We start from the raw sequence: 19,716 nt of genomic DNA, 5'->3' as shown, positions 1-19,716 counted from the left end.
CGTGGCCAAAGACGTCGAGCCGGGAGGTTCGCGCTACACGTCGGACCTGCAGGCGGCCACTCGGCGCACGGCCCAACTCCTCCTGCTGAAACCGGCCCTGTGGAAGCTCCTGAAGATCCACGTGCACTCCGCCGCCAACCTCGACAGCCTCGAGGCGCCGTTCATCGTCTTCAGCAACCACGCGTCGCACCTCGACGCCCCCCTCATCCTCTGCTCGTTGCCCAGCCGGCTCGGTCGCTTCGTCGCGACCGGCGCGGCGGGCGACTTCTTCTATGACAAGTGGTGGAAGTCCGCGCCGATGTCACTGTTCATGAACGGCTTCCCGATCGACCGCGGCAAGGGCGGCCGCGGGCAGCGCGGGCTGTCGGCCAAGCTGCTCGACGACGGCGTCCCGCTGCTCCTGTTCCCCGAGGGCACGCGCTCCAGGGACGGGGCGATGGGGCCGTACAAGCCGGGCGTGGCGTCGCTGTGCATTTCGCGGGGCGTTCCGGCGCTGCCCGTCGCGCTCGTCGGAGCCTTCGAGGCGTGGCCGTCGAAACAGAAGCATCTGCCCAAGGGTCGGCCCGAGGTACACGTCGTGTTCGGGCGTCCGATGACCCCCTTCCCCGGCGAGATCGCGCACGAGTTCAACGAGCGCATGCGCCGCCAGGTCATCGAACTACACGACACCACGGCTCGCGCCTATGGGATGAAGACCCTGGCCGAGTACGCCCACACCCAAGCCCTCGAACGGGCACAGAAATCCGAGATAGCCGCCTTGGTCGATGACGCCAAGCAACGCGCGGACAAGCAGGAGGAACGATGATCGAAGGCGTCAAGCAGCAGAAGTGGTGGGGCTGGGGCGAAGAAGGCAAGGGCTACCGCTACGAGGACAAGCCGAAGTTCCCCGCGTTCGTGAAGAAGATGGTCGGCGTCGACATCACGGCCCCCGCGGAGACCATCCCTCCCTTCTCGTCGCTCAACGTGCCCGCCTCCCAGCTCACCGACGAGCTTCGCGGCACCCTGGCCGGCATCCTCGGCGACACGTACGTGCAGACCGACGACGAGACCCGCGTGGTCCACGGCTTCGGCAAGGGCCTGCGTGACCTCATGCGGGTGCGCGCCGGGCAGCTCGAGCGCATCCCCGACGTCGTGCTCTACCCGGGCAGCCAGCGCGAGGTCGAGCAGGTCGTCGACGCCTGCGTCGAGGCTGACGCCGTCGTCATCCCGTTCGGTGGCGGCTCGAACATCGTCGCCGCGCTCGAGGCCGAGCCGGGAGAGACGCGCCAGGTGGTCTCGGTCAACCTCGGCCGGATGAACAAGGTGCTGGAGATCGACGAGAACTCAGGGCTCGCCCACATCCAGGCGGGCGTGTTCGGCCCCGACATGGAGGACCAGCTCCGCGCCAAGGGCTGGACCATGGGGCATCACCCCGACTCGTTCGTCTGGTCGACGCTCGGCGGCTGGATCGCCACGCGCTCGTCGGGCATGCAGTCGGACAAGTACGGCGACATCGCCGACATCTGCCGCGGGCTCACCATGGTGATGCCGGGGCAGGTGCTGGAGCTGCGCCCCCTGCCGTCGACGTCGTCCGGCCCGAGCGTCCGCGAGATGGTGCTGGGTTCGGAGGGCCGGTTGGGCATCATCACGTCGGCCTGGGTCAACGTGCACCGCATCCCAGAGGTTCGCGAGCTGCAGGCGTACTTCTACCCGACCTACGAGGACGGGCTGCGGGCCTGCCAGCAGATCGTCGAGTCCGATGCGCACGTGATGATGGCGCGCGTCTCCGACGCGATCGAGACGCAATACATCATGGCCAACGGCAAGAAGTCGAAGTCGAAGGTCAGCTCGCTCGTCAGCAAGGGCATCCAGAAGCTGATGGTGCAGAAGGGCTGGGATCTCGAGCAGATCGCGATGAGCTTCGTCGGGTTTGAGGGATCCGCCAGCCACGTGCGCTACGAGAAGGGCATCGTCGGCAAGATCGTCCGCGACAACGGCGGCATGGGCGTCGGCAAGGGCCCGGGCGCGCTGTACGACCAGAAGAAGTACGACACCCCCTACATCCGCGACTTCATGCTCGACCGCGGCATGCTCTGCGATGTGTCGGAGACGACGACGCCGTGGGCCTACGCCGAGCAGATCCACACCAACACCGTGGAGCGCTTCAACAAGCTGATGGACGAACTGGGTGTCCAAGGCGTCGTCTTCTGCCACCTCAGCCACTCGTACCATTCGGGGGCCTGCCAGTACTTCACGTTCGCGATCAACGACAACTCCGCCAACGCAATGCGCACCTACGATCTGGCCAAGCGCGAGATCCAGCAGTCGTTCATGGACAACCACGCGACGGTGTCGCACCACCACGGCGTCGGCGAGGAGCACAGCCCCTGGATGGAGCAGGACATCTCTCCGGCGGGCGTATTCATCCAGCGCAAGCTGTTCGAAGGTGTCGACCCGGGCAACAACCTGAACCCGGGCAAGATCATCCACGACGGCAAGCCCGGGATCACCTCCAACTCACCGGACGCCTAGCGGCTCAGCGGGGTCGCGCCGCCCAGGCGGCGAGGCCCTCGTCGGCCGGGACGGCGGCGTAGAGCGTCGCCTGGAAGGCGTGGTAGAGGTCCGGCTTGCCGGCCCAGGTGTGCTGGACGGGGCGATTCTCGTCGTCGAGTTCGGGGAACCACGATCCCCGCTCGTGGTCGACGATGTGCAGGGCGACGTAGCGCCAGAACCCGCGGTAGGCGTCGGCATACGTCGGCATCGGGTCCAGGTCGTAGAGGTACCGCGCGGCTCCGATGCCCTCGGCGACCTCCCAGAAGAACTTCTCCGCCACGACCACGTTGCCGTCCCAGTCGACGGTGTAGGCGAAACCGCCCTCGGGTGCCCACGCGTCGCGCAGGGCGCCGACGAACAGGTTCCGCGCCGCGGGCACCAGCCACGGTTCGTCGATCCCCTTGCCGCGCAGTTGTAGCAGCAGCTTCGTCCATTCGAGCCAGTGCCCCGGCTGCGAGCCATAGGGGCGGAAGGGGTGGCGCGGCTCGTCGCGGTTGTAGTCGAGGAGATCGCGCCACTGACCGTCGAAATGCTCGGGGAGCCTCCAGGCACCGCGGGTCGGGTCGGCGGCACGCCCCGCGATGTGGCGTGCGATGCGCGCCGCCCGGTTCAGGAGCATCTCGTCGCCAGTCGCCTCGTAGGCCGTCAGCAGAGCCTCGGTCAGGTGCATGTTGGCGTTTTGACCGCGGTAGGGGTCGAGCTCGGTGAACGTGCGGTCGAAGGCCTCGACGCACCTTCCCTCCGCTTCGCGCCAGTAGTGCTCATCGATGACCCGCAACGCCTCGTCGACGAGCTTCCGGGCCTCGGGGAACCCGGCGATCACGGCCGAGGAGGCGCCCAGCAACAGGTGCGCCTGCCCGTAGAGCTCCTTCCGGTCCGACGGGGCGGCGCCGCCGACGGTGGCGAACCAGCCGCCGTGGACGTGGTCGCGGCCCTCGCCGTCGGAGTAGAAGGACAGGCCATGACGGACGACGTCGGCCGCGCCGGGACGTCCCAGCGCGTGGGCGATGGAGAAACAGTGCAGCATGCGAGCGCCCAGCCAGAGTTGCGCCCCCTGCTCAGGGAGTGCGTGCCCCTCGGCGTCGAGGTAGGCGTAGCCGCCGCTGTCGAGACACACCTCCGGTTGGTAGAAGTCGAGCAGGTCGTCGCGGTGCGATTCCAGCCAGCGCAGGTGCGTGCAGTCCTCGAAGGGATTGTCGTCTTGACCGAAAAGCTCCATCGTCGTCCTCCGCTCACGGGCGTCACTGGTCCGGACTCATCTTGGCACGCGGCCAGTCGGGCATGCTTGGGGGGATGAGATTGTGGAGCCTGCACCCGACCCTGCTCGACCGCGCGGCGCTCGTGGCCGGGTGGCGCGAGGGGCTTCTCGCCCAAGCTGTGCTGGCGGGCAGGACGAAGGGCTACCTCAACCACCCACAGCTCCAGCGATTCCGGACCACAGCAGATCCAGTCCGCGCCGTCGTGACGTACCTCGCGGGTCTACGCAGCGAGGCCGCCGCGCGTGGCTACCGCTTCGACGTCACGCGCCTGGACACAGTGCCCGACGACGAACTCCGGCTCACCGTCACCGCCGGCCAACTCGCCTACGAGCTCGACCACCTGCGCTCGAAGGTGCGTCTGCGCGCCCCGGACTGGGAGCCGCGACTGACTGCACCTCGTCCGCACCCGCTCTTCACCGTCGTCGATGGCCCGATCGAGGCGTGGGAGCGCCCCTGACCCCTGAGCTTGTCGACTCTTGCTCCCTGAGCTTGTCGAAGGGTAACGGCCCGTTTCCAAACGCCGCCCCCGGCCACAGCCACGTCGAGCACTGGCACGTCCCTGACCCTTCGACGAGCTCAGGGGCCGAGGAACAGCAGGCAGGGGCAACTAGACTCACCCCATGCTTTCCGTCCTTTCGCCCGCCAAATCACTCGATTTCGAGACTCCCCTGCCTACCAGGAAGCACTCGGAGCCCCGCCTTGTGGGGCAGTCGGCAGGGCTGATCGAGATCATGCGGACGAAGTCCCCGGGCGAAATCAAGGCGCTGATGCACATCTCCGACGACCTGGCGGAGCTCAACGCCTCCCGCTACAGCGCGTTCTCAACTGACCACGCCCCGGACAACTCCCGACCCGCGGTGCTCGCCTTCGACGGCGACGTCTACCAGGGTCTCGCAGCCAAGGACTTCGACGCCCGGGACTTCACCGAGGCGCAGAAGACCGTCCGGATCCTGTCCGGCCTCTACGGATTGCTGCGGCCGATGGACCTGATCCAGCCCCACCGCCTCGAGATGGGCACACGTCTTGCGTCCAGCCGCGGACAGACGCTCTACGAATGGTGGGGCACCCAGGTGACGGACCTGCTTCGCCGCGACCTCGAGGCCTCTCCCGGCCCGGAGGTCCTCATCAACCTCGCCTCCCAGGAGTACTTCAAGGTGGTCGACGAGCACCGCCTCGGGGCGCGCGTCATCAGCCCCCGGTTCGAGGACCGCGATAAGTCCGGCGAGCCGCGCGTCGTCAGCTTCTACGCCAAGCGTGCACGCGGCCTCATGGCGGCCTGGCTGGTCCGTGAGCGGGTGCGTAGTGCCGCCAAGGTGCTGGACTTCGAGGCCGACGGCTACTCCTACGACGAGGAGCGCTCCACCAAGGACACCCCGGTCTTCGTCCGCTGATTCGATCGCGAGCTCCCTCGCCGCCCGTGGGACTGCCCGCGCGTCGTCGTAGGAGGTTGCCGTCGGATGTCGCGCATCGGTAAGGCCTTGCCGACGCCAACCGCGCCGTCCGAACGCCAACGGCCCTGCCAAACGCCAACGGCGCCGCCAAAACGCCGTCGATACCCATCGATGCCTGCGAAATCTCGCTGGCATCGCTGAGTCTCGCCAGCGAACGGCCCGCCCCGTTGGCGTTCTCCTCGCACCTTTCGCGTTTCGGTCGGGCCGTTGGCGTGGGGGTGGACCGTTGGCGTACCGGTCGGAGCGTTGGCGACTATCAATGCCGACGACCCGGGCCAGTGCCACGCCCATTTTCGTGGGCGGGCGCTCCGACCCGACGGCGGAGCACTACGGTGAGCCCGTATCGATCCATTCCCACCGTCGGGAGGCAACATGGCTGATCCAACAGTCGTCAAGCGTGAGGTCTTCAGCTCGCGCAACGTGTTCATCCTCGCCGCGATCGGCTCCGCCGTCGGTCTCGGCAATATCTGGCGCTTCCCGTACGTCGCCTACAGCAACGGCGGCGGCGCGTTCGTCATCCCCTACCTCGTCGCGTTGCTGACGGCAGGCATCCCGCTGCTGTTCTTCGACTACGCGATCGGTCACCGCTACCGCAGCAGCGCCCCGTTGGCGATGCGTCGCGTCGGACGGGCGAAGTGGGTCGAGTCGCTCGGCTGGTGGCAGGTGCTGGTGTGCTTCGTCATCGCCGTCTACTACGCCGCGATCCTCGCCTGGGCCGGGATGTACTTCATCTTCAGCTTCAACCAGAGCTGGGGCGACGACGCCCAGGCGTTCCTGTACGGCGAGTTCCTTCAACTCGCCGACACCCCCCACATCGGGTTCGACTTCGTCCCGCAGGTCGCCATGCCGATGGCTCTGGTCTGGGTGGTGACGCTGGTCGTCATCGCGCTCGGCGTGCGGCGCGGAATCGCCCGTGCCAACGTCGTCATGATCCCGCTCCTGCTCGTCATGTTCCTCATTCTCGTGTTCCAGGCGATCATGCTCCCCGGCGCGGTCGACGGCCTCAACGCGTTCTTCACCCCCGACTGGTCGGCGCTCACGAACCCCGGCGTCTGGGCGGCGGCGTACGGCCAGATCTTCTTCTCGCTCTCCGTCGGCTTCGGCATCATGATCACCTACTCCTCCTACCTGCGCCGTCGCACCAACCTCACGGGCTCCGGCCTCGTCGTCGGATTCGCGAACTCCAGCTTCGAGCTGCTCGCCGGCATCGGCGTCTTCGCGGCGCTGGGCTTCATGATGCAGGCCACCAACCAGACGATGGACGAGGTCGCCGCCGGTGGCATCGGGCTCGCGTTCATCGCGTTCCCGACGATCGTCAGCACCACCAACCTCGGTCCGGTGATCGGCGTGCTGTTCTTCGCGTCGCTGATGTTCGCAGGCTTCACCTCGATGATCTCGATCGTCGAGGTGTGCGTGTCGGCGGTCCGCGACAAGATGGGTCTCAGCCGTGTGATGGCCACGGCCGCCGTCGGCATTCCGATGGCCGCGGTCTCCATGCTCTTCCTGCCGACGACGACGGGGCTCTACTTCCTCGACATCACCGACGAGTTCATCAACAAGTTCGGCATCCTGCTCGGAGCCTTCACGAGCGTGCTCGTCGTCGGTTGGATCCTGCGCAAGCTGCCCGCACTGCAGCAGCACCTCGACCGCGTCTCCAGCGTCCGCTTCGGGAAGCTGTGGCTGGGCCTGGTCGGCATCCTGGTGCCGATCGTCCTCGGCTACATCGTCTTCAACGAGATCCTCACCAAGATCCAGGCTCCGTACGGGGACTACCCGGCCGGGATGCTCGGCATCTTCGGCTGGGGCATGGCGGGCGGCATCATCATCGTCGCGGTCGTCATCGCCTTCGCCACGCGGTGGAGGCGTGACGTGGTCACGGAGATCGACGAAGCCGCACTCAATGTCAAGTACGAGGAGATCATGCAGAAATGACAGCTACAGCCACCATCATGATGATCGTCGCCATCACCACCCTCTGGGGCGGGTTGGGCGTCGCGATCGTGCACCTGCTCCGGAGCCCCGAGGTCATCGTCGACGAGGGTGACGGCTTCTAGGGCGCTGCGCTCTCTGATGGGGCCCCGCTCAGCGTGGGGCCCCGTCAGCCCTGGCGGTCAGCCCCCCAGCACCATGAGCCCGCCAGCCAGGATCATGAAGAGCACGCTCAGCACGAAGCCCAGGATCGTCAGGATGCCCATCACCTTGCCGAGCAGGAACCCGATCTTGAGGTTCCCGTCCCAGCGGAAGGGCGCGCCGCCCCGGATCTCGTCCCTCGCGCGGCCGCCCAGGTGCCAGGCGATGAACCACAACGGCATGAAGAGGAATCCCCCGACACCCAGCAGCAGGACGGTGCTCGCCTGCGGATGTTCGGCCGACCCGTACCCGTAGCCGTAGCCCGGAGCGCCGTACGGCTGCACCGGTGGGTAGGAGGGAGTCCCGTAGGGGTCCTGACCGTAGGGCGCGTACGTGTCTTGTCCGTAGAGGCCGTAGGGATCAGCCTGCTGGGAGCCGTACGGCTGGGCGTAAGGGTTGTGTCCGTACCCCGACTGCGGATAGGGCTGGCCGTACGGATCGGTGCGCGGCGGCGGAGGTGTCGGCTGCGAGTAGGGGCTACCAGCGCTGTAGCCGGGCTGGCCCCACCCATCGGGTGTGGTCTCGGGTTCGCGCGGCGACTGCCGTGGATCTGACTGGCCGTAGTCGTTCGGCTGCGACATGGTTGCGCTCCTCGTCGGCTCCCGCTCGGGAGTTACCCATCCAGTATGACCCCCACACCAACCACCCGCACGCCAACCTCCCCGAACCGGAGTTCCCGGGCGAGGCGAGCCCGTAGGCTCGTCGCATGCTGCACACCGTGACGCTCAGCCCCGGGTTCGACGACTACTACACCGTCAGCGGCCTCGACTGGGGCGGGGTAGGCACCATGCATGCGTACCGCTCCGTCGCCTCCGGCAAGGGAGTCTCCTGCGCCAGGTCCGCCGCGGCGCTGGGCGTGCCGGTCGTCGCGCACGTGGCGGTCGGGGCCGACGACGCAGGCGAGTACGCGGCGCGGCTCGACGCCGAGGGGCTGAGCCACGGCCTGGTCACCGTCCCCGGTAGCGTCCGGCACAACCTGACGTTGGTGGACGGCAGCGGCGAGAAGGTCGCCGCGCATTTCATGGGCGAGCGGCTACGCATCGACGATCCTGACGCCGTCGAGATGTTGTTCGACGGCGTGCTCGCGTCCCTGCAGCCTGACGACATCGTCACCCTCAACGGGTCACTGGCTCAAGGTCTCGCCGACGACGCCTGGGCCCAGCTCGCCGCCGCCAGCCTCGAGCGCGGGGCGCGCGTGATCGTCGATGCGCAGGGGGCCGCGCTGCGCGCGTGCCTGGCAGTGCGTGGGATCACCGCGTTCAAACCCAACGACGAGGAGATCCGGGCGCTCCCTGGGCTTGAGAGCCTGACGGCCGACGAGCGGGTCGAGCGGGCACTTCAGTTCCTGGACGAGGCCGGCGCCACCATCCCGCTCGTCTCGCTCGGCGCGCGAGGGGTCGCGGTCCTGCGCGAGGGGCGCCCAGCGGTGCTGCCGAGCCCCGCCGACCGAGCGATGGTGTCCGTCATGGCCGGCGACACGTTCGTCGCGGGTCTGGCCTGGGGGCTGCTTCGCGGGGCGGATGGAGAGGAGGTCGTCCGGCACGGGCTGGCTGCGGCCGCAGCGCACGTCGAGGGTCTGGCGGGCGCATCCTTGAGGTCCCGAGCCGAGGTCCTGGTCGCGGGTTGATGAACGATTGCTCATCTTGATCTAGGGCGTCCCTCATCCCTGCGGTGTTTCGTAGTGGACATCAGGAACCGACCACCGGTTCGGGTACGAGAGGAACACACCATGAACATCTCCAAGCGCACCATCGCCACGTGGGCGATCTCCGGAACGCTCGGGCTCGGCGCCGCCACCGCTGGTGCCGTCGCGATCGCTGACAGCCGCGGCACCCAGGATGCCCCCAGCGTCACCGTGAGCGCCGCTCCGGCCACCACCCAGTCGGCCGACACCCCGTGGTCCGCCAGGTCCGCCTCGACGCCGGCCGCCAAGCTCCCGGCCGCCACGGCCTCCGCCGCCGCACCGCAGGTGACCGTCTCCGTGGCTCCAAGCGCCGCCAGTGCCAAGACCGCCGCGTCGGCTCGGTCCGCGGCGTCGGCAAAGTCCGCCGCATCGGCTAAGTCCGCCGTGTCACCGCTGTCGGCCAAGAGCCCGGCCTCACCGGACAGCCCGGATTCGCCGATGTCCCCGGCCAGCGCACCGTCGGCCCCCAGCCCTGTCAGCCCGGCGTCCGCCCCGTCCCCCGCCAGCGCATCGTCGGCTCCCTCCGCCAACTCCGGCGACTGACCGCGGTTATGCCTCGCCATCCCCTGCCGCCCGACGTTGCCTTTCTCGCGTCCCCAGACGCTGAAGGGCTGCTTCGGGCGGCTCTCGTGGGGAACGCGGACGGGCTCACCTTCACCGCCACGCGCGATGAGTTCCACTACCGCCCGGGCGCTGAAGCGACCGCCATCTACACGGTGGCGTACCCGGTCGACGGCGCCGAGGTGGTCGACCACCTCCTCATCTCGACCGCGGCCGTCGGCGAACCCGCCGTCGAGGTGACCACCGAGCACGGCCGGTTCTCGGTGTGGCGGCACCCGGCCGATCCCCGCCTCCCTGCGCTGGCCGCCGCCTGCGACCCGGCCACCGTGCTCTCATGGTTGGGCCAGCTGCCGCCTCATCGTGACGGCATCGCCGAGCTCGACATCAGCCTGCTCGCCTACCGTCCCCTCCGCCGCGCCGTCCTCCGCCTGACCGCCGACGGCCGCACGTGGTTCGTCAAGGTGATGCCGGAGCGGAAGGCGTCGATCCTCGCAGACCGCATCGATCCGGTGGCCGCCGCCGGCCTCACCGCACCCATCGCGCTCCGCCCCAGGCCGGGCGTGCTCGTCACGGCCGCGGTGCCTGGAGTGTCCCTCGCGCAGCGCCTGGTGGACTGGCAGTTCCTCGGCCACGCCCTCCCCGAGCCGGCGGACCTAGCGGAACTCCTGGACCAGGTCCCGGACGCGGTCACGGACCTCCCGCGCCGGGAGTCCTGGGCCGATCGCCTCGACTTCCACAGCGCCACCGCTGCCCACGAACTCCCCGAACACGCCGACCGGATCGCTTCGCTGGCCGCACGGATACAGACGTTGCTCGACTCGTTGCCGGCCGGCCCCGTCGTCCCGGTCCATGGGGACTTCTACGAGGCCAACATCTTCGTCTCTGACCAGGGGCTGCGGGTCATCGACATGGACTCCTGCGGGCCCGGGCACCGGGTCGATGATCTCGCGTGCTGCCTGGCCCACCTCGCGGTGCTGCCGTCTCTCTCGCCCGAGTCGTACCCGCGGATCGATGAGGTGCTGGCCCACTGGTTGACCGACTTCGACCAGCGGGTGAATCCAGCATCGCTCCGTGCCCGGGTGGCGGCAGTACTCGTGAGCCTCATCTCGGGCGCCGGCCCGCTCGCCGAGACCTGGCTGGAGCTCGCCGAGATCTGGGCCGACTCTGCTGTCAGTGCCCACGGCAAGCTAGCTAGGCGTGCCTGACCCTCTGATGTTGCGCTCGACGCACCCTCTGAGCGCGGAGTCACGCTCAGAGGGTGCGTCGAGCGCAACACCAGAGGGTGCGAGTCGATCTACGGGCCGGCCTTGGCGGACATGAGAGGGCCCCGCTGCGAACAGCGGGGCCCTCAACTCAGGGTGGACGGCTCAGGCCTTCTTCTCCTGAAGCACCGCCTTGGCCGCGGCGAAGCGGGCGATCGGCACGCGGAACGGAGAGCAGCTGACGTAGTCGAGCCCAGCGCCGTGGAAGAACTCCACGGAATCGGGATCGCCACCGTGCTCACCGCAGACGCCGGTCTTCAGCTTGGGCTTGACCGACCGTCCGCGCTCGACGCCCATCTCGACCAGCTGGCCGACGCCCTCGACATCGATGGTCTCGAACGGGTTGCGCTCGAGGACCCGATCCATCACGTACTGCGTGAGGAAGCCGTTCTCGGCGTCGTCGCGCGAGATACCGATCGCGGTCTGCGTCAGGTCGTTGGTGCCGAACGAGAAGAAGTCGGCATGCTCGGCGATCTTGTCGGCGATCAGCGCTGCACGGGGCAGCTCGATCATCGTGCCGACGGTGTAGTCGAGCTCCGCTCCGGCCTGGGCCAGCTCGTCCTCCACCGCCGCGACGACGATCGCGCGCTGCGTCTCGAGCTCCTGGCTGAGCGCCACCAGCGGGATCATGATCTCCACGCCGACGGTCTCGCCCTCGCGCTCCCTGACCGCGAGCGCGGCACGCACGATCGCGCGCGTCTGCATGTCGGGGATCTCGGGGTACAGCATCGCCAGGCGGCAGCCACGGGTGCCGAGCATCGGGTTGAGCTCGTGTAGGCGCTTGACCTGGGCCAGGGTCTGCTTGGCTTCGCCGAGTTCCTCGGAGTCGCCACCGGACATCTCCAGCCTCTGCACCAGCAACGACTGTTCGACGAGGTTCGGCAGGAACTCGTGCAGCGGCGGGTCGAGGAGGCGAACCGTGACCGGAAGCCCCTTCATCGCGGTGAAGACGCCCTCGAAGTCCGACTGCTGCATCGGCAGGATCTCCTCGAGCGCGGCAGCGCGCTGCTCGGAGCTCTCGGCGAGGATCATGCGCCGCACCGCCGGGAGACGGTCCTGGGCCATGAACATGTGTTCGGTCCGGCAGAGGCCGATACCCTCGGCGCCCAGCTCGCGGGCCTTCGTCGCGTCCTCGAAGTTGTCGGCGTTGGCGCGCACGCCCAGACGGCGCACGCTGTCGGCCCACTGAACAACCCGCTCGAAGTCCTCGTTGATCTGCGGCGGGATGAGCTCGATCTTCTCGCCATAGACGTCGCCGGTGGTGCCGTCGAGGGTGATGGTCTCGCCCTCCTTGATGACGCGATCGCCGATGGTCAGCGTCTTGCCGACCGGGTCGATCTTGATGCCGTGCGCACCGGCAACACAGGGCTTGCCCATGCCGCGGGCCACCACGGCCGCGTGCGAGGTCATGCCACCGTGAGCCGTGAGGATGCCCTGGGCTTCGATGACGCCGTGGATGTCGTCGGGCGTGGTCTCGAACCGCACCAGCACCACGGGCTCACCCTTGCTGCCGCGCTCGGCGGCCGTGTCGGCGTCGAAGACGACACCGCCCACCGCGGCGCCGGGCGAGGCCGGGAGGCCCTTCGCGATCGGGATCTGGCCGTGCTCCGGAGGGATGGCCGGGTGCAGCAGCTGGTCCAGCTGGCCGGGCTCGATGCGCAGCAGCGCCTCCTCCTGGGAGATGACGCCCTCATCGACGAGGTCCGAGGCCACCTTGAGGGCGGCCGCGGCGGTGCGCTTGCCGTTACGGGTCTGCAGCAGGTAGAGCTTGCCATCCTCGATGGTGAACTCCATGTCCTGCATGTCCTTGTAGTGCTGCTCCATCTTGTGCATGGTGGCCACGAGCTGCTCGTAGGCCTCCGGCAGCACGTCCTTCATCTCGCCCATGGGACGCGGCGTGCGGATGCCCGCGACGACGTCCTCGCCCTGGGCGTTGACGAGGAACTCGCCGTAGAGCGCCTTCTCACCGGTCGACGGGTTGCGCGTGAAGCACACCCCGGTGGCGGAGGTGTCGCCGCGGTTGCCGAAGACCATCTGCATGATGTTGACGGCGGTGCCGAGGCTGGCCGGGATGTTGTGGGCGCGGCGGTACACCTCGGCGCGGGGGTTGCCCCACGACTTGAAGACGGCGTTGACGGCCCGGTTGAGTTGCTCGCGGGGGTCGGCGGTCCATGCGCCGCCGAGGTGGTCGTTTGAGATCTGCTTGAAGGTCTCGACCAGACCCTTGAGGTCGTCGGCGTCCAGGTCGGTGTCCTGATCGACGCCGCGGTGGTGCTTCAGCTCGCTCAGCGCATCCTCGTAGAGGTTCTGCGGCACACCCTCGACGACCTCGCCGTACATCTGGATGAAGCGGCGGTAGCAGTCCCAGGCGAAGCGTTCGTTGCCGAACTCCTCTGCCAGGGCGACAACTGATTCGTCGGAGATACCGAGGTTGAGGATCGTGTCCATCATGCCGGGCATCGAGTGCACGGCACCCGAACGCACCGAGACGAGCAGCGGACGTTCGGAACCGCCGAGCGTACGCCCGGTGCGTTCCTCGAGGCGCTTCAGACCTTGCGCGATCTGATCGGCCAGGCCGTCGGGCCACTCGCCGTTGTTGTTCATCGTCTGCACGCACGCCGTCGTCGTGACGGTGAACGCGTCGGGGACGGGAACCCCAACCCGATTCATCTCAGCTACGCCCGCGCCCTTACCGCCGAGAAGCGACCGCATCGTGCCGTCGCCGTCAGCGAGGTCGTAGATATAGCGTTCTTCACTCATGTGGGAAATCTCCTTCGACTTGCCCTGGGGACTGCTTCGTCCCAGCAACGACCCCCAGCCTAGTGGCCCCTCCGAGCACCGTAGGCGGCGGGGTGTACATCTTCGAGCAAGCCGGATGAGCGCTTCGCGCCGCGGGCGAGTCGCGACGGCGTCAGGTCAGGAGCGGAGCTCTCCGCGCATGATGGTGTCGCCGGAGTGGCGCGGCTCGTCGTCGAACTGCTCGTTGGACAGGTCGACGATCAGGTAGCCGCCCTCGATGAGCGCCTCGTCGATGGAGAACCGGCCGATGCTGTCGGCGGCGAACACGCCGACGGATACCATCCGCTGGCCGTCGGTGTTGATGAGCCAGACCTCGACGTAGCCGTCGGGGTTGGAGACGCCCTCGGGCACCTCCACCGAGAGGCTGTACCCGAACTGCTGCCGCAGCAACTCGGCGGTGCCGAGGCGCTGGTCGGGCCGGTCGAGCGGGGTGAGTTCGGCGCGCCGCACGGCCTCCTCGAGGTCGTCGAAGAAGCCATCGGCCATCCGCATGCCCACCGCACCGGCGATGGCGCCGACGACGAGCCCGCCAGCGCCGAACAGCCAGCCACGGCGGCTGACGCTGGGAGCTGCCTGGGGTTCGCTGGCGTCCGGCGCGGGGCTCTGGCTGGGCGCGACACCGGTCGCGGCCGCGATGGCCTCCCACGTACCGGGCGACGGGTCGGACCACTGCGGGTCCTGAGCGACGGCTCGGCGGAAACGCCGTGCCACGTCGTCAAGCGTGTAGTTGCTTTCTTCAGACAAGGGAATCCACCTCCTCGAACACTGAGCGGAGCCTCTCGAGGCCCCTACGGACGTGGCTCTTCACCGTACCCAGCGGGATGCTGAGGTGGCGGGCCACGTCGTCATGAGTCTTATCTTCCAGGTACACCATGGTGAGGATCTGCGCCCGGGGGTCGCCGAGGGCGGCCAGTGCGTCACGCACCACCACCGAGTCGATCACACCGTCGAGGTTCCGCACCACCGGCTCGTCGAGCGCCTCGCTCATCATCGCCTCCTCGTTGCGGAAGCCGCGGCTCCTGGCCCGGAGGGCGTCGATCACCTTCATGCGGCAGATGCCGATGAGCCAGGCGGGGAGGGCCTCGTCGCTCGCTCGCAGGGAGGCCCTCGAGTTCCACGCGGCGATGAACACCTGCTGCGTCACGTCGTCCGCATCAGCTGCGGAGCCCAGAGAGTTGCGGGCGATCGTGTGGATGAGGCGGGACCAGCGGTGGTAGGCCTCCCGGAGCGCCGACTCATCGCCTGCGGCGAGCTGAGTGGCGAGGAGCCCCACTGGGGTCTGCCGGTCGTCGGGGGCCATGTGAACCAGTGTTGCACACGGAGTGCGGGTTGCCGGGGACATGGCCACGGCTTCCCGCTCAGCATCGGGTGCTGGGCGGGAAGCCGTGAGCATTGTCAGCGGATCGGTCAGGCGATGTTGCCAGCGCGGTTGCGCTGAGCCATCACGACGGTGACGGCGACGCCGGCCAGAAGCAGGGTGGCGGCGACGAGACCGTTGGTCGAGTTGGCGGGGCCTTCAGCACCGGTGTGGGGCATGCCGGCCGTGTCGAGCGCGACGTTCTGGATGGCGAGGGCGAGGTTCTCGTCCTCGAGCGAGCCCCAGGCGTAGACGATGGTGTTGGAGCCGGCTGCGATGGTCACATCGGCGGGGCCAAGCACCACGGTGTCGGTGCCGGCGGCAACGACGTCGGCGGGAACGGTGCCGGCGGCGAGGTCAAGCTTGGCCTCGTCGGGGTTGGCAAGGTTGGACACTGCCACCGCACCACCGGCGCGGATGTCGACGGCGGGAGCTGCGGCCACGTGGCGGACGGTCAGTCGGCCACCCTCCTCCGACATGCTGGTGTCGTTGACGAAGGGGGTCAGTGCCGGCACGCCGGCGTCGGTGAGGTGGGCGACGACGGTGATGTCGGCACCGGCCGGAACAGCCACGTCGTTGGCCTCGATGATTGCCTCGCCGTCGGCGCCGGCGCCGGGCGCGACGACCTTGAGGTCGTAGCTACCTTCGGGGAGCTCCAGCGGGTCGGTCAGGGTGCCGGGGGCGAAGTTGGTGAGCAGCGCGTCGCCGTTGACGTAGACGTCGACGGTGGCGCCGGGGACGCCGTGGAGGATCGAGACGTTGGAGGTGTTGTGGTCGTCGGCGAACGCGACGCTTGCCGAGCCGAGGGAGGCCGCGAGGGCGACGGAGCCGGCGACGATGATGCGAGAGAGCTTCATTGGAGTGAACCTTTCGGAAACCTTGACGAGGCGACTATCACCTTGACACTGAGTACTTCGTGGGCAGGGGGTGGTTTGGATGCAGGAATTTTCAACTTTTTTTCTGAGAGATCGCATCCGCCCGTTCGAATGGTCCTGACTAGGCTGTTTGCCGTCCGAGAGTGCGGAAGATTCTTTTCCGAGACGCCAACCGGGAGCCCGAAACGCCAACTGGAATCGTGATCCGCCGACGAGAATCGCCGACGCCCGCGAGATCTCAGGGGCGTCGCTGAGTCATGGTGGCGTTCGGCGCAGAGCGTTGGCGTCTGGACCGCCAGGACGACGGCGTGGGTCGCTGCGCCGTCGAGGGCCGGTCAGGGCTTGAAGTCGGACCCCGGCCGCACGATGCCAGGTGGGCGGCGGAGGCGGGAGCCGACGCGGCGGGCTCGGTCGTCGACGATATCGACGATGCGGCTGGCCGCTTCCTCGATCGCGACGCCGGTGGTGTCGATGATCGGGCAGCCGAGCCGACGGTGAACCTTCGCGATCTCGTCGAGCTCGTCGTAGATCTTGGCCAGGTCGGCGTAGCCGTCCTTCGTCCCGAAGCCGCCCATGCCGCGGACGCGCTCGCCGCGGATTTTGAGGAGGCGTTCGGCGTCCATGGTGAGCCCGACGATGCGCCACCGGTCGAGTTCGTCGAGTTCCTTGGGCGGTTTGATGCCCGGCACCAGCGGGACGTTGACCGCCTTGTAGCCCATGTAGGCGAGGTAGATCGACAGAGGGGTCTTGCCGGAGCGCGACGGCCCGACGAGGCAGATGTCGCATTCGCGGAGCGCCTCCGGGAGGGAGCCGTCGTCGTTCCGGACGGCGAAGTCGATCGCCGACATCCGGACGAAGTACTCCGCCTCCACGCCCGGGGGACGCATGGCCACCTGGTCCGCCTCGATGCCGGTGATCCGCTCCAGCGCGTGCATCGCGTCGGTCATGAGGTCCGCGTATGGGATGTCGGCGTCGGTGCAGAAATTCCTGACCAGGAGCGACAGCTCCTCGTTGACGAGCGTGAAGAAGACTGCCGTCGGCCGACCGGTGCTCTTGACGCTCTCGAGCGCCCCGAGCAGTGCCGCCGTGCTGTTCATCTTCCGGTGTCGGACGATGCTGAACTCCCGGGTTGGGAACTGCGTGATCGCAGCCCGCGCCACGCGGGCGGCGGACTCGCCGGTCGAATCGGCGATGATGTGGATTTCCAGCGGCTCTGCTGACATGACCGGCACTCTACCGGTGCCGTCCGGCGGGGCCGCGCCGGCCGACGGGTAACCGCCCTGAACGGCCGTGCGCCGCCCCGTGGTCAGGGGCGGCGCACAGCCGAGAGGTCGTTACCCTTCGACAAGCTCAGGGAACGGAAAGACAAGCTCAGGGACCTTCAGGGACCTGTCAGTCCTTCCACACCGGGATCTTCCGGGAGCCGTCGGGGGCCGGCAGCTCGTGCCACACGACGATCGACCACGGCTCCACCGTGACGCCGTCGGCCACGATCATCCCCTCCCCCTCGCGCCAGAAGTTGCACGCGGGCTCCGCCCAGTTGGCGGTGTCCACCAGGCGGCGCCACACGAGGCCGTCCTGCGCGGGCGGGACGACGAAGTCGATCGGGGCCTCGGTCATGTTGACCATCACCCAGAAGTTGTCGCCCGGGGAGTTGATGTAGATGGCAACGGCCCGGTGGCCCTCCTCCGGGAAGCCCTCGCGCGTCGGGGTGTGGAAGAGGTAGGAGACGTCCCTGTTGTCCGGGATCAGGTCGCCCCAGCTCTTCTGCTGCAGCGCCTCGTGACGCTGCCTCAGGTTCGCCAGGAACGTCGCGAACCGGAACAGGCCGTTGACGTTGGCGGGCGTCTCGAAGGTGCCCAGATTGTCGTGGTAGACCGCGTCGAGGCCGTCGGCGACGGGCACGAGGTGCGGCGAGTTGGTCGGGATCATCGCGTAGTTGTTGCGCATCGCCACCGAGTCCAGGGCCCACGGGTTGTTGTTGCCGTTCTGCGTCCGCCCGAACTCGTCGCCCGCCACGATCATCGGCACGCCGCGGGAGAAGAACAGCATCGTCCAGAAATTACGGACGCGCTGGCGTCGCAGCGCCTGGGAGCCGCCCGAGTCCCACGACAGGTTGTTGTCCGAGCCGCCGTCGGAGGGCCCGAACGGGAACGGCTGGTCGTTGTTCTTCTCCTGGTAGCTGACCAGGTCCACCATGTTGAAGCCGTCGTGCGCGTCGATGAAGTTGATGGTCTTCTGCGCGCCCCCCGAGTCGTGGAAGTGGTGGTAATCGCCGTTCATCATGTCGAGGAAGTCGATCGTGTTGCCGTCGCCCTTGGCGTAGCGGCGGATGGCGTCGCGGTAGCGGCCGTTCCACTCGCCCCAGCCACGGGGGAAGTTGCCCACCTCGTAGCCCCAGAGGTCCCACGCCTCGGCGATGACCTCGATGCCCTCCTCGGCGGCGAAGTCGGCGATGGCCACGAGTAGCGGGTGGTCGGTGAAGAACCGCTTCTGCTTGGCCCAGTCCTCCGGGTGCGCCTCGTCGGGCTTACGGCCAAGGACCGTGGCGAGATCGAAGCGGAACCCGTCCACCTGCATGTCCTGCGTCCAGTACTTCACGGAATCCAGGACGAGCCGCTGGGCCGCCTCCGACGAGAAGTTGAGCTGGTTGGACGTTCCTGTCGCGCCGTCGACGAGGATCTTGTCGGTGGTCATCTGGTAGTACTCGGCCGTCGCGAAGCCGCCCAGGCTCGTGAACCCGGTGGTGTTGACGTCGCCGTTCCAGTTGCCGCCCTCGGCCGTGTGGTTGTAGACGACGTCGAGGTAGACCTGGAGCCCGGCGTCGTGGAACGCGGAGACCATCTCCTTGAACTCGCGCGTGGGGCCGCCCCAGCTCTTGTCCGACGAGTACTGCCGGTTGGGCGCGAAGAACGTGAGAGTCATGTAGCCCCACGCGTTGGAGGCACCCGGCCGGCCGGTCTCCGACGCGTTGGTCTCGTGGATCGGCAGCAGTTCGATCGTCGTCATGCCGATGGCTTTGAGGTAGGGCGCCATCATGCCCACACCCTTGTAGGTGCCGCGGTACTCCTCGGGGATGTCGACGACGTCGGCGAAGCCGGGCTCGTCGGCCAGCAGTTCGGTCAGCCGGGACGCCGATGGGTGCCCCGTGAGCTGCTCCACCTGCACCTCGTAGATCACCGACTTCTCGCCCGGGATCTGCGGCTTCGGCGAGACGTAGGTGTCTTCGGCGATGACGATGCCCTTGGGCGCGTACCGGCCGGTGTCGATCTGGCGGCGCGGCACGCCGTCGACGATCTCGCCGCCGGTCCCGAAGACACCATCGTTGACGCCGTACTCATGGAGGAGGTCGGTGTAGACGTTGTGGGTCACCTCGCGCGCGTACGGATCGAAGAGGACCTTGTTCGGGTTGAACCGGTTGCCGTCCTCGTCGAGGTCGGCCACAAAACCGAGGTCCGATCCAGGCTCCCAGCCCTCGACGTAGGGCCAGTTGTCGCCCCAGGCACGGAAGCCGACCAGCGCACCCAGCTGGAGGCCCTGCACCTTGGCCCGCCAGATCCCGTCGACGCCCTTGGCCATGAGGAAGGAGTCAGTGGCGTCGGCGCCGAGCGCCTCCGGGTAAATCTCGAGCTGGATCCGCGAGGCGGCCGGGGCATGGACGGCGAAAGTCACACCGTCGGCTGACGGGTGGGTGCCGAGCGGCCAGCTGGCCGTCGCCCACTCCTGCTCGTTCAGTGCAATCAGATGGTTCACATCGCCAAGTTTTGCACGATCAAGTCAAGTGACGAGAATCTCCGCGCTGTTCG

17 protein-coding genes are annotated in these 19,716 nt (G+C 68.0%); 9 read left to right on the top strand and 8 right to left on the bottom strand.

From position 1 onward, the window contains the following. The first annotated feature begins 1 nt into the window (after nucleotide 1). Together RPIT_RS14275 and RPIT_RS14270 are read left to right on the top strand one after the other, a co-directional pair. A complete protein-coding gene (locus tag RPIT_RS14275; protein WP_077344055.1) occupies nucleotides 2-805 on the top strand; it encodes a lysophospholipid acyltransferase family protein in 804 nt (267 codons plus the stop codon). Continuing rightward, a complete protein-coding gene (locus RPIT_RS14270; RefSeq protein ID WP_077344054.1) occupies nucleotides 802-2,511 on the top strand; it encodes an FAD-binding oxidoreductase in 1,710 nt (569 codons plus the stop codon). Before RPIT_RS14275 ends, RPIT_RS14270 begins: the two co-directional genes overlap by 4 nt. A 4-nt stretch (nucleotides 2,512-2,515) precedes the next feature. Here RPIT_RS14270 and RPIT_RS14265 read toward each other — a convergent pair whose 3' ends face one another. Further along, nucleotides 2,516-3,751, bottom strand: coding sequence for an AGE family epimerase/isomerase (locus tag RPIT_RS14265; protein WP_077344053.1), 1,236 nt, complete (start codon nucleotides 3,749-3,751; stop codon nucleotides 2,516-2,518). Between the two features lie 74 nt (nucleotides 3,752-3,825). Between RPIT_RS14265 and RPIT_RS14260 the strand changes: the two genes are divergently transcribed. The 4 genes from RPIT_RS14260 to RPIT_RS15135 all read left to right on the top strand — a co-directional run bounded on the left by RPIT_RS14260 (nucleotide 3,826) and on the right by RPIT_RS15135 (nucleotide 7,296). Further along, entirely contained in the window at nucleotides 3,826-4,248 is a 423-nt protein-coding gene (locus RPIT_RS14260) for a pyrimidine dimer DNA glycosylase/endonuclease V (RefSeq protein ID WP_077344052.1), read from the top strand. Nucleotides 4,249-4,411: 163 nt separating this feature from the next. Then, entirely contained in the window at nucleotides 4,412-5,182 is a 771-nt protein-coding gene (gene yaaA, locus RPIT_RS14255; RefSeq protein ID WP_077344051.1) for a peroxide stress protein YaaA, read from the top strand. 432 nt (nucleotides 5,183-5,614) lie between these two features. Continuing rightward, nucleotides 5,615-7,174 carry a sodium-dependent transporter gene (locus RPIT_RS14250; protein WP_077344050.1) on the top strand — a complete coding sequence of 520 codons (1,560 nt, stop codon included), beginning with the start codon at nucleotides 5,615-5,617 and terminating at the stop codon, nucleotides 7,172-7,174. Next, nucleotides 7,171-7,296, top strand: a complete 126-nt coding sequence (locus tag RPIT_RS15135) for a methionine/alanine import family NSS transporter small subunit (RefSeq protein ID WP_143028293.1) — start codon at nucleotides 7,171-7,173, stop codon at nucleotides 7,294-7,296. Before RPIT_RS14250 ends, RPIT_RS15135 begins: the two co-directional genes overlap by 4 nt. 57 nt (nucleotides 7,297-7,353) lie before the next feature. Here RPIT_RS15135 and RPIT_RS14245 read toward each other — a convergent pair whose 3' ends face one another. Next, nucleotides 7,354-7,953, bottom strand: a complete 600-nt coding sequence (locus tag RPIT_RS14245) for a hypothetical protein (protein ID WP_077344049.1) — start codon at nucleotides 7,951-7,953, stop codon at nucleotides 7,354-7,356. Between the two features lie 125 nt (nucleotides 7,954-8,078). Here RPIT_RS14245 and RPIT_RS14240 point away from each other — a divergent pair, with 125 nt between their 5' ends. The 3 genes from RPIT_RS14240 (at nucleotide 8,079) to RPIT_RS14230 (ending at nucleotide 10,822) form a co-directional block, all read left to right on the top strand. Continuing rightward, nucleotides 8,079-8,999: a 1-phosphofructokinase family hexose kinase gene (locus tag RPIT_RS14240; RefSeq protein WP_077344048.1), complete on the top strand. Its 921-nt coding sequence runs from the start codon at nucleotides 8,079-8,081 to the stop codon at nucleotides 8,997-8,999. Between the two features lie 102 nt (nucleotides 9,000-9,101). Continuing rightward, nucleotides 9,102-9,599 carry a hypothetical protein gene (locus RPIT_RS15130; protein WP_143028292.1) on the top strand — a complete coding sequence of 166 codons (498 nt, stop codon included), beginning with the start codon at nucleotides 9,102-9,104 and terminating at the stop codon, nucleotides 9,597-9,599. Nucleotides 9,600-9,685: 86 nt separating this feature from the next. Next, the gene (locus RPIT_RS14230) at nucleotides 9,686-10,822 is read left to right on the top strand and encodes a phosphotransferase family protein (protein WP_162274589.1); all 1,137 of its coding nucleotides are present in this window, start codon (nucleotides 9,686-9,688) and stop codon (nucleotides 10,820-10,822) included. 162 nt (nucleotides 10,823-10,984) lie between these two features. On the opposite strand, the gene ppdK is transcribed toward RPIT_RS14230, so the two are convergent. From ppdK to RPIT_RS14200, 6 genes are all read right to left on the bottom strand, one after another. Continuing rightward, nucleotides 10,985-13,639 carry a pyruvate, phosphate dikinase gene (gene ppdK, locus RPIT_RS14225; RefSeq protein WP_077344045.1) on the bottom strand — a complete coding sequence of 885 codons (2,655 nt, stop codon included), beginning with the start codon at nucleotides 13,637-13,639 and terminating at the stop codon, nucleotides 10,985-10,987. Between the two features lie 156 nt (nucleotides 13,640-13,795). Then, entirely contained in the window at nucleotides 13,796-14,422 is a 627-nt protein-coding gene (locus RPIT_RS14220) for an anti-sigma factor (RefSeq protein ID WP_162274588.1), read from the bottom strand. Beyond that, nucleotides 14,415-14,978, bottom strand: coding sequence for an RNA polymerase sigma factor (locus RPIT_RS14215; RefSeq protein ID WP_077344043.1), 564 nt, complete (start codon nucleotides 14,976-14,978; stop codon nucleotides 14,415-14,417). The genes RPIT_RS14220 and RPIT_RS14215 overlap by 8 nt, the downstream gene beginning before the upstream one ends. 107 nt (nucleotides 14,979-15,085) lie before the next feature. Beyond that, entirely contained in the window at nucleotides 15,086-15,892 is an 807-nt protein-coding gene (locus tag RPIT_RS14210; protein WP_077344042.1) for a DUF4397 domain-containing protein, read from the bottom strand. Between the two features lie 353 nt (nucleotides 15,893-16,245). Beyond that, a complete protein-coding gene (locus tag RPIT_RS14205) occupies nucleotides 16,246-17,133 on the bottom strand; it encodes a pyruvate, water dikinase regulatory protein (protein ID WP_077344041.1) in 888 nt (295 codons plus the stop codon). Between the two features lie 169 nt (nucleotides 17,134-17,302). Continuing rightward, nucleotides 17,303-19,663 (bottom strand): alpha-amylase family glycosyl hydrolase, encoded by a 2,361-nt coding sequence (locus RPIT_RS14200; RefSeq protein WP_077344040.1) that lies wholly within the window; start codon nucleotides 19,661-19,663, stop codon nucleotides 17,303-17,305. Nucleotides 19,664-19,716: the final 53 nt, after the last annotated feature.

This window comes from Tessaracoccus flavus (genome assembly GCF_001997295.1).
Taxonomy (GTDB): domain Bacteria; phylum Actinomycetota; class Actinomycetes; order Propionibacteriales; family Propionibacteriaceae; genus Arachnia; species Arachnia flava.
The sequence above is the reverse complement of the archived record's forward strand: the minus strand, read 5'-3'. Positions and strand labels throughout refer to the sequence as shown.

Coding starts and splice junctions, on each gene's coding strand:
- RPIT_RS14210 (WP_077344042.1), bottom strand. CDS start 15,892: ATGAAGCTCTCTCGCATCATCGTCGCCGGCTCCGTCGCCCTCGCGGCC.
- RPIT_RS14240 (WP_077344048.1), top strand. CDS start 8,079: ATGCTGCACACCGTGACGCTCAGCCCCGGGTTCGACGACTACTACACC.
- RPIT_RS14270 (WP_077344054.1), top strand. CDS start 802: ATGATCGAAGGCGTCAAGCAGCAGAAGTGGTGGGGCTGGGGCGAAGAA.
- ppdK (WP_077344045.1), bottom strand. CDS start 13,639: ATGAGTGAAGAACGCTATATCTACGACCTCGCTGACGGCGACGGCACG.
- yaaA (WP_077344051.1), top strand. CDS start 4,412: ATGCTTTCCGTCCTTTCGCCCGCCAAATCACTCGATTTCGAGACTCCC.
- RPIT_RS14260 (WP_077344052.1), top strand. CDS start 3,826: ATGAGATTGTGGAGCCTGCACCCGACCCTGCTCGACCGCGCGGCGCTC.
- RPIT_RS15130 (WP_143028292.1), top strand. CDS start 9,102: ATGAACATCTCCAAGCGCACCATCGCCACGTGGGCGATCTCCGGAACG.
- RPIT_RS14265 (WP_077344053.1), bottom strand. CDS start 3,751: ATGGAGCTTTTCGGTCAAGACGACAATCCCTTCGAGGACTGCACGCAC.
- RPIT_RS14205 (WP_077344041.1), bottom strand. CDS start 17,133: ATGTCAGCAGAGCCGCTGGAAATCCACATCATCGCCGATTCGACCGGC.
- RPIT_RS15135 (WP_143028293.1), top strand. CDS start 7,171: ATGACAGCTACAGCCACCATCATGATGATCGTCGCCATCACCACCCTC.
- RPIT_RS14215 (WP_077344043.1), bottom strand. CDS start 14,978: ATGGCCCCCGACGACCGGCAGACCCCAGTGGGGCTCCTCGCCACTCAG.
- RPIT_RS14245 (WP_077344049.1), bottom strand. CDS start 7,953: ATGTCGCAGCCGAACGACTACGGCCAGTCAGATCCACGGCAGTCGCCG.
- RPIT_RS14250 (WP_077344050.1), top strand. CDS start 5,615: ATGGCTGATCCAACAGTCGTCAAGCGTGAGGTCTTCAGCTCGCGCAAC.